Source organism: Pseudomonas soli (assembly GCF_021283165.2).
GTDB classification, from domain to species: Bacteria; Pseudomonadota; Gammaproteobacteria; order Pseudomonadales; family Pseudomonadaceae; genus Aquipseudomonas; species Aquipseudomonas soli.
Genome location: NZ_CP128543.1, coordinates 76,888 through 93,261 on the forward strand (window position 1 = coordinate 76,888; position 16,374 = coordinate 93,261).

The window sequence follows — 16,374 nt, forward strand, 5'->3', positions numbered from 1 at the left end:
GATTGTCTATCAGAGCGCGAACGGCAGCTTCAGCGCCACCTGCTGGCGTTGCGCCAAACGCACTTCGAACTCGCTGGGGTCATGGATCATCACGTCCATCCCGGCGAACGCCTGCGCCGCGATCAGGCGCGACAGCCAGAAGCGCACGCAAGCCACCCGCAGCATCACCGGCCACAGCTCCGCTTCAGCGGCGGTGAACGGTCGCAGTGCCGCGTAGGCGCCCAGCAAGGCCTGGGCCCGCGGCAGGTCGATACCCCCCTGTTCGTCCAGGCACCAGTCGTTCACGGTGATGGCGATGTCATACAGCATTGGCCCGGAGCAGGCGTTGTAGAAGTCGATCAGCCCGGTCAGGTGAGTGCCTTCGAACATCACGTTGTCACGGAACAGGTCGGCGTGCAGGTTGGCCTTGGGCAGGGCGAGGATCTGCGGCTTGTGCGCGGTGATTTCCGCCAGCGCCGGTTGCAGCAGCGCGGTTTGCTCCTGGTTCAGGCTCGGCAGCAGTTCGGCGCCCGATTCCAGCATCCAGTCCAGGCCCCGGTCGGTGCGGCGCTCGATGATGCGCTCGCGGGTGGCCAAGTGAATGTGCGCCAGCAGCTCGCCGACCTGGGCACAGTGCTGGTTGTTCGGCAGCTTGATGTGCTTGCCCGACAGTCGCGGTTGCAGCAGCGCAGGCTTGCCGCACAGTTCGCGCAGGCCATGCCCTTCGCGGTCGCGCAGGGCATAGGGCACGGGCATGTCGGCATCGTGCAGCACGTCGAGCAGTTCGATGAAGAACGGCATGTCTTCAGCCGGCCCACGCTCGATCAGTGTGAGGACGAACTCCCCTTTTTCCAGGCTGACGAAGAAATTGCTGTTCTCGGTACCGGCGGCGATGCCCTGGAAGTCGAGCAGGCGGCCCAGCTCGTATGGCGCCAGAAAGGTTTCCAGCTCAGGCCGGGACACAGGGGTGAAGACTGACATGTTGAAGAATTGCCCATGCGGGCACTTCCGCCGGAAGTGCCTGGTTGATAAGAACGATACGCGTTACTAGCTCACCACTCGAAGATCTTCCAGGACGGAATCAGCATATCCGGCTGGTCGGAACGAATGAAATTGCCTTCGGAGCCATCGGCGCGTACCAGGAAATAAGGTTTGCCGTTCTTCGGCGTGATCTTGATCGCATACAGGAAGCCGTTTTGACGGTACTCCTGGATGGTCTTATCGCCTTCCGTGCGAATGGTTACATCGGGATCGGCCGATGGGGCTTCGTCCGCCGCCTGGGTGACGACTGGCATGGTGGCCAGCAGACCGAGCAGTAACAGGCGATTGAGTGTGCGCATGATAACCTAGTCCTTTTGTCGTCATTGATCCGGTTATTCTAGCGCCGGACCCGTCGAAAAGGTTGATTCTCCTCATGAGCCAAGCGCCCCTCGTCCTGGTGGACGGTTCGTCCTACCTCTACCGCGCCTTTCACGCGCTGCCGCCGCTGACCACCTCCAAAGGCATGCCCACCGGCGCGGTCAAGGGCGTGCTGAACATGCTCAAGAGCCTGCGCAAGCAGTATCCGGACAGCCTGTTCGCAGTGGTCTTCGATGCCAAGGGCGGGACCTTCCGCGATGCCATGTTCGCCGAGTACAAGGCCAACCGCCCGAGCATGCCCGACGACCTGCGGGTGCAGGTGGAACCGCTGCACGCCAGCGTCCGCGCCCTGGGCTACCCGCTGCTGTGCGTCGAAGGCGTGGAGGCCGACGACGTGATCGGCACCCTGGCGCGCAGCAGCGCCGCCGCCGGCCGCCCGGTGATCATCTCGACCGGCGACAAGGACATGGCCCAGCTGGTGGACGGCCACGTTACCCTCGTCAATACCATGACCGGGAGCGTGCTCGACGTCGCTGGCGTGCACGAGAAGTTTGGCGTAGGTCCCGAACACATCATCGATTTTCTCGCCCTGATGGGCGACAAGGTCGACAACATTCCCGGCGTGCCGGGCGTTGGCGAGAAGACCGCAGTCGGCTTGTTGACCGGTATCGGTGGTGGCCTGAGCGATGTGTACCAGAACCTGGACAAGGTGCCGGGCTTGGCCATTCGTGGCGCCAAGACCCTCGCCGCCAAGCTTGAAGAGCACCGCGACGCGGCCTTCCTCTCCTACGAGCTGGCCACCATCAAGTGCGATGTCGAGCTGGATATCGAGGTGGACGCCCTGGTCTGCGGCGAGCCGGACCGTGAAGCACTGCTGGCGCTGTACGCCGAGATGGAGTTCAAGAGCTGGGTTGCCGAAGTCCAGCGCAGCGCTCCCCAGGCCGGTGATGGCGTCGCTGCCGCCGAGGCTCCTGTGGGCGAGAAGGTCGAGCCAAAGTACGAAACCATCCTCGACCAGGCTCGCTTCGACGCCTGGCTGGAAAAGCTGCGTCAGGCGCCGCTGTTCGCCTTCGATACGGAAACCACTGGCCTGGATGCCCAGCAGGCACAGATCGTCGGCCTGTCGTTCGCCGTCGAGCCCCATGAAGCCGCCTATGTGCCCCTGACTCACGACTACGAAGGCGCTCCGGCCCAGCTGGACCGCGAGCGCGTGCTGCTGGCGCTCAAACCGCTGCTGGAGGATCCGGCCAAGGGCAAGATCGGCCAGAACGCCAAGTACGACATCAACATCCTGGCCAATGGCAGCCCGGCCATCCACATGCGCGGCGTGGCCTACGACACCATGCTCGAGTCCTACGTGCTCGACTCCACGGCCACCCGTCACGACATGGATAGCTTGGCGCAGAAGTACCTGGACCACACCACCATCGGCTTCGAGGATATCGCCGGCAAGGGCGCCAAGCAGCTGACCTTCAATCAGATCCCACTGGACAAGGCTGGCCCCTACGCCGCCGAGGATGCCGATATCACCCTGCGTCTGCACCATGCGCTGCAGGCGCGCCTGGCCCAGACGCCCAGCGTGCTGCCGGTGCTGATGGATATCGAGATGCCGCTGGTGCCGGTGCTGGCGAAGATCGAGCGCCAGGGCGCACTGGTCGACGCCAGTCTGCTCGGCGTGCAGAGTGGCGAGCTGGGGGCGAAGCTGGTCGAGCTGGAGCGTGAGGCGTATGCGCTGGCTGGCGAGGAATTCAACCTGGGCTCGCCCAAGCAGCTCGGCGCGATCCTCTACGACAAGCTGGGCATGCCGGTGCTGAGCAAGACCGCCAAGGGCCAGCCGTCCACCGCCGAGGCGGTCCTGGATGACCTGGCCGAACAGGGCTACCCGCTGCCCAAGGTGCTGATGCAGTACCGCAGCCTGAGCAAGCTAAAGAGCACCTACACCGACAAGCTGCCGGGGCAGATCAACCCGCGTACCGGCCGCATCCATACCTCGTACCAGCAAGCGGTGGCTGCCACCGGTCGCCTGTCGTCCAGCGACCCGAACCTGCAAAACATCCCGATCCGCACCGCCGAGGGCCGGCGCATTCGCCAGGCTTTCGTTGCCAGCCCCGGCTACAAATTGCTGGCGGCGGACTATTCGCAGATCGAGCTGCGCATCATGGCCCACCTGGCCAAGGACGAAGGGCTGCTGCACGCCTTCCGCAACGACCTGGACGTGCACCGCGCCACCGCTGCAGAGGTATTCGGCGTCGCTCTCGAGGACGTCACCACCGACCAGCGCCGCAGCGCCAAGGCGATCAACTTTGGGCTGATCTATGGCATGAGCGCTTTCGGTCTGGCCAAGCAGATCGGCGTCGATCGCAAGCAATCGCAGGACTACATCGACCGTTATTTCGCCCGTTACCCAGGCGTGCTGGCCTATATGGAGCGCACCCGCGCCCAGGCCGCTGAAAAGGGCTTCGTCGAGACCCTGTTCGGGCGTCGTCTGTACCTGCCGGACATCAACGCCAAGAACCCGGCCTTGCGCAAAGGCGCCGAGCGCACCGCGATCAACGCGCCGATGCAGGGCACTGCGGCGGACATCATCAAGCGCGCCATGGTGGCGGTGGACAACTGGCTGGCCGAGAGCGGGCTGGATGCGCGGGTGATCCTGCAGGTGCACGACGAACTGGTGCTCGAGGTGCGCGAAGACCTGGTCGAACAGGTGAAAGCCGAGATTCGGGTCCACATGAGCGGCGCGGCGCAACTGGACGTGCCGTTGCTGGTGGAAGCGGGCGTTGGCTCGAATTGGGACGAAGCTCACTAAACGCCGTGTGAAAGCTGTGTAGGATCTGCGGCGTAGTGTCGCGGATCCGGTGCAGGCCTCGGGCTTTAGATCGAGAGTTTCATGAAACTATCGCAAATAGTTTCCAGGGGCTCGGAACTAAACCGGTGAACCGCCACTCAGAGGTACTGAATGGCTGGTGAAGCCTTTCGATGCTCCTATGTTGTGTTAAGTGTTGGCAGATATCTGGACCCCGCCCTAGCGGTCCGGACTTGGACCCCGAACTTCCCCCTCCCCATACGAAGTCCGGGGTTTTTTTTGCCCGGAATTCGGCGTCATGCCTGCCTGGGCTGGTGGGCGCGGGTTGGCCCTGCGACAGGGCCATCGCGGGGCAAGCCCGCTACCACGAAAGCCTCACTCGACCTCAGACAGCCGGCTTGTCTTCCAGCTCCATCCAGTCCGCCAGCACGCGATAGGCCTCTTCCAGGCCCAGGCGCTTGGGCGCCGAGAACAGCTGGATGGTCGCGGTGTCGCCCCAGCCCTTGCGAATCTCCGACTGCACCTTGAGCAAGGTGTTCTTGCCCGCGCCGTGGGTCAGCTTGTCGGCCTTGGTCAGCAGGATGTGCATCGGCATGCCGCTGGCCTTGGCCCAGTCGAGCATCATCTTGTCGAAGTCGGTCATCGGATGGCGGGTGTCCATCATCAGGATGATCCCGCGCAGGCACTCGCGGCTGCCCAGGTAGGCCTCCAGGTGTTTCTGCCAGTGCTGCTTGAGCGGAATCGGCACTTTTGCATAACCGTAGCCCGGCAGGTCGACCAAACGCCGTTCATCGTCCAGACTGAAGAAATTCAGCAGCTGGGTGCGGCCGGGGGTCTTCGAGGTACGCGCCAGGCTGGCGTGGGTCAGGGTGTTGAGGGCGCTGGATTTACCGGCGTTGGAACGGCCGGCGAAAGCCACCTCGTAACCCTGGTCTTCGGGGCATTGTTCGACCTTGGCGGCGCTGAGGGCGAATTTGGCTTTCTGGCAGAGGCCGAGGATGGGGTTCTTGACTTGCATGGGATTTCCGATGTGGGTGTTGCCCAGCGCTGGAGGCGTAGGACCAGGCCTGGCAAGCGGTGTCGTTTCCGTTTGGCTGGCGGAAGTATATAATGCCCCAGTTTTTGTGTGCTCATTCGCCCAGCGAAGGCAATTGAGCATGGGGTGTCGAACAATAGCTCGCGCAACAGAACGCAGCGCGGCCCCCAACCCTGTCAGGTCGTTCCGCATGGCGAAATGGCTGCTTGCTGTCGGTATGTTCCTGCCGTTTTTCAGCGCACAGGCTACACAGGATCCCGAGGCGTTGTACAACCGCACGTGCGCGGCCTGTCACGCCGGACAACTGCCCCAGGCACCCAGAAGCGGTGACCGGGCGGCCTGGGAGCCAAGACTGGCGCAAGGCATGGCGCAACTGGTGGTGCATGTTACACAGGGTTTCAAGGCTATGCCGCCGCGTGGATTGTGCATGGACTGCAGTGCCGAGGACTACCGTTTGGTCATCCTTTGGATGAGCGGCAGTCCCGATACATAACATTTCACCCTTAGCCGTGTTGGATTAGCTGATGAACAAACTAGTCGTGAGTCTGCTGTTGACCATGGGGGTCGCAGGTGCGGCAACTGCTGCAGGACCCATCAAAGGCGATGCCGCCGCCGGCCAGGCCAAGACAGCTGTCTGTGGGGCCTGTCACAACCCGGACGGCAACAGCCTGGCACCGAACTTCCCGAAACTCGCCGGCCAAGGTGAGCCCTACCTGAACAAGCAGCTGCACGACATCAAGGACGGCAAGCGTACCGTGCTTGAGATGACCGGCATGCTGGCCAATTTCAACGACCAGGACCTGGCCGACATCGCCGCTTACTTCGCCAGCCAGAAAGGCAGCGTAGGTGCCGCCGATCCGAAGCTCGTCGAGCATGGTCGTGCCTTGTTCAACGGCGGCAACCTGGAGAAAGGCATGCCGGCCTGCACCGGTTGTCACTCCCCCAATGGTGCAGGCATCGCCCTGGCGAAGTTCCCGCACCTCAGCGGCCAGCACGCGCAGTACGTCAGCAAGCAGCTGACCGACTTCCGCGAAGGCAACCGCACCAACGACGGCGACGCCATGACCATGCGCACCATCGCCGGCAAGCTCAGCAACAAGGACATCGAAGCGCTGTCCAGCTACATCCAGGGCCTGCACTGAATTACGCGTTAACACTCGGTTAATGCTTCAGCGCTAAAGATGAAAAGGGCAGCCCACGCTGCCCTTTTTTCTGTCCGTAGCCGTTACACTACAGAACTCGAGCCCTTCCCGACCTGTCCTACACAGGTCGCGTCGAGGCGACCAAAGACTGCTCAGGAGTAAAGCATGCGTAAACTGATTCTCAGCGCCGCGCTGGTCGCCGCCAGCGTGTTCGGTATGGCCGCCGTACAGGCTGCGGAGCCTGCAACCGCTGGTAAGGAATATATCGAGCTGAGCAACCCCGTTCAGGTGTCGGTGCCTGGCAAGATCGAAGTCGTCGAGCTGTTCTGGTACGGCTGCCCGCACTGCTACCACTTCGAACCGGTCATAAACCCCTGGGCTGAAAAACTGCCGAAGGACGTCAACTTCAAACGCATCCCGGCCATGTTCGGCGGCCCATGGGATGCCCATGGCCAGATGTTCCTGACCCTCGAAGCCATGGGCGTGGAGCACAAGGTTCACGCCGCGGTATTCGACGCCATCCAGAATCAGCGCAAGCGCCTGACTGACCCGAACGACATGGCCGACTTCCTGGCCACTCAGGGCGTGGACAAGGACAAGTTCCTGGCCACCTTCAACTCCTTCGCCATCAAGGGCCAGGTCAACCAGGCCAAGGAACTGGCCAAGAAGTACGAAATCACCGGCGTTCCGAGCATGGTCGTCAACGGCAAGTATCGCTTCGACCTGGGCACTGCCGGTGGTCCGGAAGGCGTGCTGAACGTCGCCGACCAGCTGATCGCCAAGGAGCGCGCCGCTAAGTAAGCGGCGAATGCCATGGGCCGCTTTCGCTCAACCCGAAGCGTCGGCCTGCACCAGCCGCAGGTCAACGAACATCACCTGCAGGCCAGCGGCCTGCCGGCCGATGGTCGCCTGCGGCTGCTCAGTTTCAATATCCAGGTCGGTATCAGTACCGAGCGCTACCGCCACTACGTGACCCGCAGTTGGCAACACCTGCTGCCGCACAACGGGCGCGCCGGTAACCTGCAGAAGATCGGTGACCTGCTCAACGACTTCGACCTGGTGGCCTTGCAGGAAGCCGACGGCGGCAGCCTGCGCTCCGGCTTCGTCAACCAGGTGGAGCATCTCGCCCAACTGGGGGCCTTCCCCTATTGGTACCAGCAGCTCAACCGCAATCTGGGGCGTTTCGCCCAGCACAGCAACGGCGTGCTCAGCCGTCTGAAGCCCCAGCACCTGGAAGACCATCCCCTGCCTGGCCCGTCTGGGCGAGGGGCGATCCTCGTGCGTTTCGGCGAAGGTGCCGACGCCCTGATCGTGGTGATGATGCACCTGGCGCTCGGCTCCAAGACGCGCGCCCGGCAGCTGGCCTACATCCGCGAGCTGATCGGCGGCTATCGTCACCAGATCCTCATGGGTGACATGAACACCCACGCCAACGACCTGCTCGATCATTCGCCCTTGCGTGATCTAGGTCTCATCGCGCCCCAGGTCGAGGCCACTTTTCCCAGCTGGCGCCCCCAACGCTGTCTTGACCACATCCTGCTCAGCCCGAGTCTTACACTGGAGCGCGTCGAGGTGCTGGCACAGCCAATTTCCGATCACCTGCCCGTCGCCGTCGAGATCCGATTGCCTGACGCCCTGACTGTGGATACCCTGCCGGTCCTGAGTTAGTCCTGCCTGGGCGAATCCTGCACTCAAGTGTTGGGCTTTTCCGCCGAAATCCAGTGATTGCAGGACTAGATGCCACTACCCGTTGCGGATCCAGGCATGACCGAAGAAGCCGAGCGCTGGAAAGAAAAATACCTCAAGAGCATCGAGCAGCAGGAAAAGCTCGAGCGGCGCTGGGAAGCCCGTCTCGACTTGCTGCGTCGTGGCCTGGTGCGCAGCACCCTGGCGGCCGAAGGGAGCGACAAGACCGTTGACCAGTGCATGAAGGAGATGCGCGAGGTCATCCGCAGCGACAACATGGACGCCGGCCTCGCTGGGTTGATTCCGCGCCTGGAAAAAGCCGTGCTCGACTCCGAGCAGCGCCGCGAAACCCGCATGAATCAGGTCAGCGAGGCGCTGACCGCGCTGGTTACCCAGTTGCAGACCTTGCCGCTGCCGGGCGATGTGGCCCGTCCGTTGAAAAAACTGGCGAAAAAGCTCGACGGTGGCGTCAGCCAGTCCCGGGAGTTGCCGCCCTTGCTGGGCGAGCTCAGTGGTTTGCAGGGGCGCGCCCTCAACGCCGTGCAAAAGCCCGATGATGAAACCCGTCCTGGGTTCCTGCAGCGCCTGTTCGGGGGCCGTGACGAGCCCATGGGCGAATTGACGCCCGCACCCGTTGCGGTCGAGGCGGCATCGCCTGCGCCGCAGCCGGCCGCTGCAGGCCCAGGCATCGCAGCTGAGCCACACCCTGGGGATGTCGACGAGCTGCACGCCCTGGAACCTGCGCCTCAAGCCTTGCCCGAGGCGGCACAGGCCGTGAATGAAACGGTGCCCGTCGAGCCCGCTGGCGCGCAAGTGGAACTGGCTGGCCCGGCGCTGGTTGAAACCACGCCGTCAGTCGTTGCCGATCCCCGCCCCGAACTCGAACCGCCGGTTGCCGAGCCTGTACCCGAGCCATCGACCGTCATCGAGACGGAGCAAGCCGCAACGGCTGAGCCGGATACAGTGGCAGAACTGGACGCCGGCGATGATGGCCCCTATGCCCTGCCCGATGCGGTGGAGCCGCCCTACAGCCAGGTTGCCGCCCATATCGAGCAGACCCTGATCGGCCTGCTCGACGACCTGAGCTTGCCTGAGCGCCATAAGGCACAGGCTCTGGAAATGCGTGAGCGGGTTTCCCGGGGGCTGAACTGGTACGAACTGATCCCTGTACTGGATGACCTGGCCGTGCTCATGTTGGCGATTACCGACAGCGGCCAGCACGAGTTCGAGGCCTACCTGCAGCAACTCAACGAGCGCCTGGAAACCTTCCAGAGCCACCTTCACGAAGCCAGCGCCGGCCACGCCGATAACAGCTTCGCCGCCCGGGAGCTCGACAGCCAGCTGCGCGAGCAGGTTGATGGCTTGCAGAGCAGTGTGCAGGGGGCTGTTGATGTTGACAGCCTCAAGCATATCTTGGAGAGCCGCCTCGAAGGCCTGCTTGTGACGATGGATGATCACCAGCACGAGCGCGATCGCCGCGAGCATGATATGGCCAGCCGCCTGCAAGGCTTGGCCGAGCGTGTGGCGAGCATGGAGCAGGAGGCCCTGGGCTATCGCGAGCATCTCGAGGAGCAGCGGCAAAAAGCGATGATCGATCCGCTCACCGGCCTGCCCAACCGAGCGGCCTGGAGTGAACAGGTCGAGCGCGAGGTGCTCGACTGGCAGGAAAACGGTGGCCACCTGGCCATGGCCATCCTCGACCTGGACCATTTCAAGCGCATCAACGATGGCTATGGTCACCTGGCAGGCGACAAGGTGCTGAAGATCGTTGCCGATCAACTGCGTAAGCGCCTGCGCGGGCGCGACTTCATCGCCCGTTTCGGTGGTGAGGAATTCGTCATGCTGCTGCCGCAGACCTCGCCGCCGGCGGCTGTCCAGGTAGCGCAGACGCTGCGTGCGGCGATCGAGGCGTGCCCCTTCCATTTCAAGGGTGAGCGCGTGGTGATTACCACGTCCATCGGTATCAGCGCTTTCCGCTCCGGCGAGCGTAGCGACCAGGTACTCAAGCGGGCCGACGAAGCGCTGTATCGAGCCAAGGCCGATGGGCGCAATCGTGTCGAGCAGGCATAGATAGTTAACGCCCCCCCAGCCCCCCGACCAATCGACACTTTTCGCAGCGCTGACTCTTCAGCGCATCGTCGATAGATCGATTGTGAAAGGAGTTGAGGATGAATGTAACTAGATGGTTGATGTTGGCCGTGCTCGGCCTGGCCTTCCAGGCCAGTGCCGCGGGCAAGGACATGATTTTCACCGCGCATGTGGGAGCAGACGGCAAGGTACTGCGCCAGTGGCCGGAATGGATCAGCCACGTGGAGCGCGAGGTGCAGGCCAACTACTTCACCCAGTACAAGCTGAAGCTCAATCCACGTATCGTGCATCAGGCTCCAGGTTTCTGCTCGGTGTCGTCGATCGACGTCAGCAGCTACGACCGGCAGATGCACGGCCAGGCCAAAGTGATCGGTAAACCATTGGTCGAGCATCTGAGCGTGATGACCCAGTTGGTGGACATGAAAAGCGCCAGCGCTGACAACTCGCTGGAATTTCTGGTGCTGTGCGTACGCTGAACGCAACGATGCCGCAAGAGCACGTTATACTGTAGCGCTTGTCTCGCCTACTCAATGACGTGCTCCCCGCAATGAAAAGACTTTTTACCGCTCTGCTCCTGTTGGCCTTGGCAGGCTGTTCCAGTGGCCTGCGCATCGACCGCAGCCACCCCTCGGCCAATCAGGACAGTCGCATTCAGTTCGTCGTGGTGCACTACACCAACGCGTCGTTGGAGCGCTCCCTCGCCCTGCTGACCCATGGCGAGGTCAGCAGCCATTACCTCATCGGAGATGGCCCGGCCAAGGTCTACCAGCTAGTGGACGAAAACCGCCGCGCCTGGCACGCCGGGGATAGCCAGTGGCAGGGCCGCACCTGGCTCAATTCAAGCTCCATTGGCATCGAGATCGTCAACGAGGGCTACACGGACACGCCGACTGGGCGCGTCTGGCACCCCTACAGCGAAGCCCAGGTGCAAGCGCTGATCGCCTTGCTCAAGGACATCGTCAAGCGCAACAACATCGACCCGCGCCACATCATCGGTCATAGCGACATCGCCCCGCTGCGCAAGCTCGACCCGGGCCCGTTGTTCCCCTGGAAGCGTCTGGCCGAGGCCGGCCTGGGTGTCTGGCCGGATGCGCCTTCTGTAGCGCGGCAGCAGGCCTATTTCGAGGTCAATCCGCCGACCATCAGCTGGTACCAGCAGCAGCTGGCGCGGTTTGGCTATGCCATCGACCAGACCGGTGATCTGGACGTAGCTACCCGGCATGTGATCGCGGCCTTCCAGATGCGTTTCCGCCCGCGGCTATTCGATGGCACGCCGGATGCGCAGACCGCCGCGATGTTGCAGGTGCTTAACCGCAAGCGCTGACCCGACCTTTTCGGACGCTTGGCGCGCAAGCGGGCCAATTCACACGCCCAGCGGCTGCGCCAAGCTTTAAATCCGTTGCTATACCTTTGGTATTCAACTGGATGCCACGCATGCCCGCCCTCTTCGCTACGGTGCGTCAATTTTTCCACCGTCCCTGGCTGTTGGCCGCGCTTGCGGCGCTTGCCAGCGCGGGGCTGTTGCTTGCAATCAGCGTCAACGTTGCCCTGCAACAGATGAAACAAAGTGAAAGCGCGCAGATGAATGCCCAGGGCGAGCGTTTTCTCGAGCGCCTGGAGCAGGTGTTCGGCCAGTTGCGCGAGGCCGTTGACCAGCTTCAGGCGCAGCCCCTGCGCGGCTGCGATCCATTGATGCTGACACAACTGCAACAGGTGGCGCTGAAGTCGCGGTTCATCTACGAAGCGTCCTATGTGGAAGGTACGCGGGCCTGTTCCAACCGCGGCGACGAGCGGATCATCGAGCCCTTGCGCAGCCCTGATATCCAAGGGCCGACCTACAGCTACTGGCTCAATACCACCACCGAGCCCAATGAGAACCTCGCGGCCCTGATGCTGGGCCGTGGCCGCTTCGTGGTCTCCACCTCCCGTGGCCACCTCACAGACGTCGTCGACCTGCCGCCCGGTGGCAGCTTGCTGGTGGTGCTCGATCGCGGTACCCGTGCCATCCCCGTGCTTGGCCCGACGCAACCCTGGCCTCCGACCACCGAATGGCCGCCCGCCCAGGGCAAATCGTTGATCGAGCTGCCTGATCGCCTGGTCTATCGCATGTCCACCAAATCCCCGGACTACCAGTTGGTGCTGATCGCGCCGAGGGCGAGCCTGCCATTGAAGCTCAATGGCCTGCTCTGGTTGCTGTTCCCTGGAAGCCTGGTGTTGGCCGGCTGCATCGGCTGGCTGGTATTGCAACTGATCCTGCAACGTCGCTCGATGAGCTCTGAGCTGCAGCATGCGCTGCGCCGTGGCGAGCTGCAAGTGCTGTACCAGCCGATCTTCGAACTGGACAGCCGTCGCTGCGTCGGTGCCGAGGCACTGGTGCGCTGGCGCCGCCCGGACGGCAGCCTGACCAGCCCGGAGCTGTTCATTCCGCTGGCTGAAAATACCGGCCAGATTCGACAGATCACCGACTTTGTTCTGCAACGGGTCCTGGAGCAACTGGGCCAGTTGCTGCGGGCCAACCGCCAGCTCTATATCTCGGTCAACCTGGCGGCCTGCGATGTCATGGCACCGCGGATCGGAAGGGTGGCGGCGCGCTTACTGGCGCACCATCGTGTTGCACCCAGCCAGATCGCCTTCGAGGTGACCGAGCGTGGCCTGATTGATGTAGTCGTGGCGCGAGACAATCTGCAAGCACTGCGTGCCGTCGGACACCAAGTGCTGATTGATGATTTCGGCACGGGCTATTGCAGCTTGGCTTACTTGCAGACCCTGCCGGTGGACTGCCTGAAAATTGACAAGTCGTTCATCGATGCCTTGGGCCATGACGCCGCCAGCAGCGGCGTGGCGCCGCACATCATTCGCATGGCCCACGACCTGCACCTGCGGGTAATCGCCGAGGGGATCGAGTGCGAGGACCAGGCGCAGCTGCTCAACAGCGAGGGGGTTAACTATGGACAGGGCTGGCTGTTCGCCCATCCGCTGAATGCCCGCCAGTTTGTCGAGTTGATCACTCGTGGGCGGCGTGTGGCAGGGCGGCGGATCGATGATGAGCCTTGAGGCTGGGCGCGTTGAGGGTGAACAGGTCAAACCGGCAGTGCCATGTAGAACTGTGTCCCCTGACCCGGCCGTGAGAACACGCCCATCCGCCCGCCATGCAGTTGCACGATCTCTTTGCACAGCGCCAATCCCAGCCCGGCCCCGCCCTTCTTGCGCCCGACTTGCACGAACGGCTCGAAGATCCGCCCCTGCTGACCATAAGCGATACCTTCGCCGTTATCCTCGACGCTGATGATCACCCGCTCGGCATGCCGCCTTGCATGCAGGCGGATACGCCCGCCGGAGCCGGTGTGGCGAATGGCGTTGTGCAGCAGGTTGTCCAGCACGCGCTCGAGTTGGGCGACATCGGCCTGGATGCGTGGCAGTGGTGGCTCCAGCTCGCGGATGATCTCGATCTGCTTGCCCGAGGCTTGTTCGATGAAACGCGCCTGGGCGCGCTCGAACAGTTCCTCCAATGAGCAGGGGGCCAGTTCCAGTTTCTGCAAACCGCTTTGATAGCGGGAAAAGTTGAGCAGATCGTTGATCAATTGAGTGAGGCGCTGCATTTCTTCGGCAATGGTTTCGAGCAGGTCGTTCTCCCGTGCATCTGGGGGAAAGCTGATACGTTCGCGCAACAGCCCAAATGCCATGTGCATCCCCGTGACGGGTGTACGCAGCTCATGGGAAGCACGCAGTACGAATTCGCTGCGTACCCGTTCGAACGCGCGTTGTTCGGTGACATCGTGCAGCACCATCACTGCACCGAGAATGGGGCCTTCGGGGTGGCTGACCGGGGTCAGGCTATAGGTCAGCAGCCTGGTCTCTTCATCCACCTCCAGGCTCAGGTCTTCAGGCAGTCGGTCCAGGCTGCCTCCGCGCAGCACTTGACGCAGCTGTTGTTCCAGTTCGGGGCGGTGCAAGGCTTCGGCCAGGCTCACGCCCAGGCGGCTTGGGTCCCAGCCCAGCTGGCGCTGGGCCACCGGATTGAGGTGCTCCAGGCGCCCTTGACGGTCGATGATCAGCAGGCCATCGTCGATGCTGTCCAGTACCGCCTGAAGGCGCTGCTGGCCAGCCTGCAGCTCATCGACATTGGTGGCCTGGTGCTTGCGCAGAGCGTCAGCCATCAGGCCGAAGCGACGGGTCAACAGATTGAGCTCGGTGGCCTGGGTCACCGGCAGGGTGACGTCGAAGTTGCCTTGGCTGACCTGATCGGCAGCCTTGGCCAGTGCCTCGATCGGCTGGCCAAAGCGGCGCGCGATGTTGTGCGCGGTGATGAAACCGAGCCCCAGCACGATAAGGCCCATCAGGCCGAGCAAGCCGCTGATGAGCAAGGCGTGCGCGCGCGATGTCTCCTCGCTGCGGGTAATGTGTTCCAGAGCCTGGCGGTGCGAGTCGAGCAGGTCGGTGCGTACCTGGTTGAAAGCAGCGCCGAGGGGTTGGTCCACGCCCATGCTGCGAGCGGGCATCGGGCTCTGCCGATAGGCCTGGACAAATGCCTGGTAGTTGCTGGCAGCCTTGCTGAAACCGGTACGCTCGCCACCTTGTTCCAGCCCCTGTTTGAGCAGTGTCTGGAACTGATCCTGCAGTGTGACGAGGTTGCTTGGAGCTGTGTCCTCGTCGAGGATGAGGTTGAGCTGCTCGCCCAGGTTCTGGCGCAGCTTGAGGGCCAGTTCCAGGGTCTGGGTAGTGTCCTGTACCACTCGCTGCTGCAGGGCCGCCATCTGCAGCACGCTGAACAGCCCGAGCAGCAACCCCAGCAAGGCCACGGTTACCAGCGCCGAGATACTCAGGAACAGTCGCGTACGCAGCTTCATCGGCCATTTCATAGGTTGTACTGCTTGCGCTTGCGATACAGGGTGGAGGCGTCGATGCCCAGCGTCTTGGCGGCTTGGTCGAGGGTATCGCTGGTGGCCAGTACCGCGCCGATATGGGCACGTTCCAACTCGTCCAGGCTCAGCGCCGCGCCGACACGGGGTGCGTTGCCGGTGGGTTGCTCGGCCATGCCCAGGTGGCTGATCTCCACACGCTCCTGCGGGCAGATGATGCTGGCGCGCTCGATCACATTGCGCAGTTCACGGATGTTGCCCGGCCAGCGGTAGTTGAGCAGCGCGGCGCGGGCTTCTTCGCTGAAGCCACGCGCCGGGCGCGAGTACTCCTTGACGAAGCGCGCCAGGAAACGGTCGGCCAGGGTCAGGATATCTTCGCTGCGTTCGCGCAGAGGGGGCAGGTGCAAGGTGATGACGTTCAGCCTGTACAGCAGGTCTTCACGGAAACGGTTCTCACGCACCATTTCGTCCAGGTTCAGGTTGGTGGCTGCCAGGATTCGCACATCCGCCCTGCGCGTGACCGGGTCACCGACCCGCTCATATTCCTTGTCCTGGATGAAACGCAGCAGCTTCGGTTGCAGTGTGAGAGGAAAATCGCCGATCTCATCGAGGAACAGCGTTCCGCCATCGGCTTGGCTGACCCGTCCCAGGGTGCTCTCGCTAGCACCCGTAAAAGCGCCGCGGGTGTGGCCGAACAATTCACTTTCCATCAGCTCAGCATTCAGCGACGGGCAGTTGATGGTCACGCAGGCCTTGCGTGCGCGCTTGCTCCAGCCATGGATGGCGCGGGCCAATTCGCCTTTGCCGGTACCGGATTCGCCGAGGATTAGAATGTTGGCATCGGTGGTTGCCACCTGGCGGGCGGTTTCCAGCACGGCCATCATTGCCGGGCTGTGGGAGTCCAGCCCGTCCTTGGGCTTGCGTACTTCACCTTCCAGTGCCTCCAGTCGCGCCGACAACTGGCGCACTTCCAGCTGCTTGGCCGTGGCCAGGCGCAGTTGGTCAGGGCTGCAGGGTTTGACCAGGTAATCGGCGGCGCCAGCCTGGATAGCGTCAACCGCGGTATCGATGGCGGAATGGGCGGTGACGATGACCACCCGCATCCACGGCGCCTGAATGCGCATCTGTGCCAGTACGTCCAGGCCATTGTCCTCGCCAAGGCGCAGGTCGAGGAAGCATAGGTCGAACACCTGGCGTTGCAGCAGAGTCTCAGCCTGTGCGGCGCTGTTGGCGGTTGCCACGCTATAGCCTTCGTCCTCAAGGCAGTAGCGGAAAGTACGCAGGATGGCGGACTCATCGTCCACCAGCAGAATGCGGCCTTGGTTGTCCTGGGCTGATTCCATTTCCTGCGCTCCTTTGGGATTGATCTCAATTAGTGTCGGAAAAATCGGGCAAGTTGCATGGTCAATTCTGATTGATTCT

At 62.8% G+C, this 16,374-nt stretch carries 14 protein-coding genes; 9 read left to right on the top strand and 5 right to left on the bottom strand.

Annotation, left to right across the window (positions count from 1 at the left end; genetic code table 11):
• Positions 1–9: 9 nt before the first annotated feature.
• Positions 10–960, bottom strand: a complete 951-nt coding sequence (locus LU688_RS00385) for a homoserine kinase (protein ID WP_023629406.1) — start codon at positions 958–960, stop codon at positions 10–12.
• A gap of 71 nt (positions 961–1,031) precedes the next feature.
• Complete coding sequence (locus tag LU688_RS00390; protein ID WP_023629405.1) at positions 1,032–1,319, bottom strand: DUF2782 domain-containing protein; 288 nt, start codon at positions 1,317–1,319, stop codon at positions 1,032–1,034.
• A gap of 74 nt (positions 1,320–1,393) precedes the next feature.
• Here LU688_RS00390 and polA point away from each other — a divergent pair, with 74 nt between their 5' ends.
• Complete coding sequence (gene polA, locus LU688_RS00395; protein ID WP_094010791.1) at positions 1,394–4,144, top strand: DNA polymerase I; 2,751 nt, start codon at positions 1,394–1,396, stop codon at positions 4,142–4,144.
• Positions 4,145–4,526: 382 nt separating this feature from the next.
• Here polA and yihA read toward each other — a convergent pair whose 3' ends face one another.
• Entirely contained in the window at positions 4,527–5,159 is a 633-nt protein-coding gene (yihA, locus tag LU688_RS00400) for a ribosome biogenesis GTP-binding protein YihA/YsxC (RefSeq protein ID WP_023629403.1), read from the bottom strand.
• 208 nt (positions 5,160–5,367) lie between these two features.
• On the opposite strand from yihA, the gene LU688_RS00405 reads away from it, so the two are divergent.
• The 8 genes from LU688_RS00405 (at position 5,368) to LU688_RS00440 (ending at position 13,147) form a co-directional block, all read left to right on the top strand.
• Positions 5,368–5,670 (top strand): c-type cytochrome, encoded by a 303-nt coding sequence (locus tag LU688_RS00405; protein ID WP_031314666.1) that lies wholly within the window; start codon positions 5,368–5,370, stop codon positions 5,668–5,670.
• 31 nt (positions 5,671–5,701) lie between these two features.
• Positions 5,702–6,319: a c-type cytochrome gene (locus LU688_RS00410; RefSeq protein WP_023629401.1), complete on the top strand. Its 618-nt coding sequence runs from the start codon at positions 5,702–5,704 to the stop codon at positions 6,317–6,319.
• 165 nt (positions 6,320–6,484) lie between these two features.
• Positions 6,485–7,120, top strand: coding sequence for a thiol:disulfide interchange protein DsbA (gene dsbA, locus LU688_RS00415; RefSeq protein WP_023629400.1), 636 nt, complete (start codon positions 6,485–6,487; stop codon positions 7,118–7,120).
• Positions 7,121–7,132: 12 nt separating this feature from the next.
• A complete protein-coding gene (locus LU688_RS00420) occupies positions 7,133–7,987 on the top strand; it encodes an endonuclease/exonuclease/phosphatase family protein (protein ID WP_023629399.1) in 855 nt (284 codons plus the stop codon).
• A 96-nt stretch (positions 7,988–8,083) separates the two neighbouring features.
• Positions 8,084–10,075, top strand: coding sequence for a GGDEF domain-containing protein (locus LU688_RS00425; protein ID WP_094010790.1), 1,992 nt, complete (start codon positions 8,084–8,086; stop codon positions 10,073–10,075).
• Between the two features lie 98 nt (positions 10,076–10,173).
• Entirely contained in the window at positions 10,174–10,569 is a 396-nt protein-coding gene (locus LU688_RS00430) for a hypothetical protein (RefSeq protein ID WP_143067535.1), read from the top strand.
• 71 nt (positions 10,570–10,640) lie between these two features.
• A complete protein-coding gene (locus LU688_RS00435; protein WP_201754954.1) occupies positions 10,641–11,417 on the top strand; it encodes an N-acetylmuramoyl-L-alanine amidase in 777 nt (258 codons plus the stop codon).
• 110 nt (positions 11,418–11,527) lie between these two features.
• Positions 11,528–13,147: an EAL domain-containing protein gene (locus tag LU688_RS00440; RefSeq protein WP_031314663.1), complete on the top strand. Its 1,620-nt coding sequence runs from the start codon at positions 11,528–11,530 to the stop codon at positions 13,145–13,147.
• A gap of 26 nt (positions 13,148–13,173) precedes the next feature.
• Here the strand turns inward: LU688_RS00440 and LU688_RS00445 are convergent, their stop codons facing one another.
• Both LU688_RS00445 and algB read right to left on the bottom strand, forming a co-directional pair.
• Complete coding sequence (locus LU688_RS00445; protein ID WP_023629395.1) at positions 13,174–14,952, bottom strand: KinB sensor domain-containing domain; 1,779 nt, start codon at positions 14,950–14,952, stop codon at positions 13,174–13,176.
• Complete coding sequence (gene algB, locus LU688_RS00450) at positions 14,949–16,295, bottom strand: sigma-54-dependent response regulator transcription factor AlgB (RefSeq protein WP_023629394.1); 1,347 nt, start codon at positions 16,293–16,295, stop codon at positions 14,949–14,951. Before algB ends, LU688_RS00445 begins: the two co-directional genes overlap by 4 nt.
• Between the last annotated feature and the right edge of the window lie 79 nt (positions 16,296–16,374).

Excerpts from the sequence above, each read along its gene's own strand:
- yihA (WP_023629403.1), bottom strand. The coding sequence starts at position 5,159 with ATGCAAGTCAAGAACCCCATCCTCGGCCTCTGCCAGAAAGCCAAATTC.
- LU688_RS00410 (WP_023629401.1), top strand. The coding sequence starts at position 5,702 with ATGAACAAACTAGTCGTGAGTCTGCTGTTGACCATGGGGGTCGCAGGT.
- dsbA (WP_023629400.1), top strand. The coding sequence starts at position 6,485 with ATGCGTAAACTGATTCTCAGCGCCGCGCTGGTCGCCGCCAGCGTGTTC.
- algB (WP_023629394.1), bottom strand. The coding sequence starts at position 16,295 with ATGGAATCAGCCCAGGACAACCAAGGCCGCATTCTGCTGGTGGACGAT.
- LU688_RS00445 (WP_023629395.1), bottom strand. The coding sequence starts at position 14,952 with ATGAAATGGCCGATGAAGCTGCGTACGCGACTGTTCCTGAGTATCTCG.
- LU688_RS00420 (WP_023629399.1), top strand. The coding sequence starts at position 7,133 with ATGGGCCGCTTTCGCTCAACCCGAAGCGTCGGCCTGCACCAGCCGCAG.
- LU688_RS00385 (WP_023629406.1), bottom strand. The coding sequence starts at position 960 with ATGTCAGTCTTCACCCCTGTGTCCCGGCCTGAGCTGGAAACCTTTCTG.
- LU688_RS00430 (WP_143067535.1), top strand. The coding sequence starts at position 10,174 with ATGAATGTAACTAGATGGTTGATGTTGGCCGTGCTCGGCCTGGCCTTC.
- LU688_RS00390 (WP_023629405.1), bottom strand. The coding sequence starts at position 1,319 with ATGCGCACACTCAATCGCCTGTTACTGCTCGGTCTGCTGGCCACCATG.
- LU688_RS00425 (WP_094010790.1), top strand. The coding sequence starts at position 8,084 with ATGACCGAAGAAGCCGAGCGCTGGAAAGAAAAATACCTCAAGAGCATC.
- LU688_RS00440 (WP_031314663.1), top strand. The coding sequence starts at position 11,528 with ATGCCCGCCCTCTTCGCTACGGTGCGTCAATTTTTCCACCGTCCCTGG.
- polA (WP_094010791.1), top strand. The coding sequence starts at position 1,394 with ATGAGCCAAGCGCCCCTCGTCCTGGTGGACGGTTCGTCCTACCTCTAC.
- LU688_RS00435 (WP_201754954.1), top strand. The coding sequence starts at position 10,641 with ATGAAAAGACTTTTTACCGCTCTGCTCCTGTTGGCCTTGGCAGGCTGT.
- LU688_RS00405 (WP_031314666.1), top strand. The coding sequence starts at position 5,368 with ATGGCGAAATGGCTGCTTGCTGTCGGTATGTTCCTGCCGTTTTTCAGC.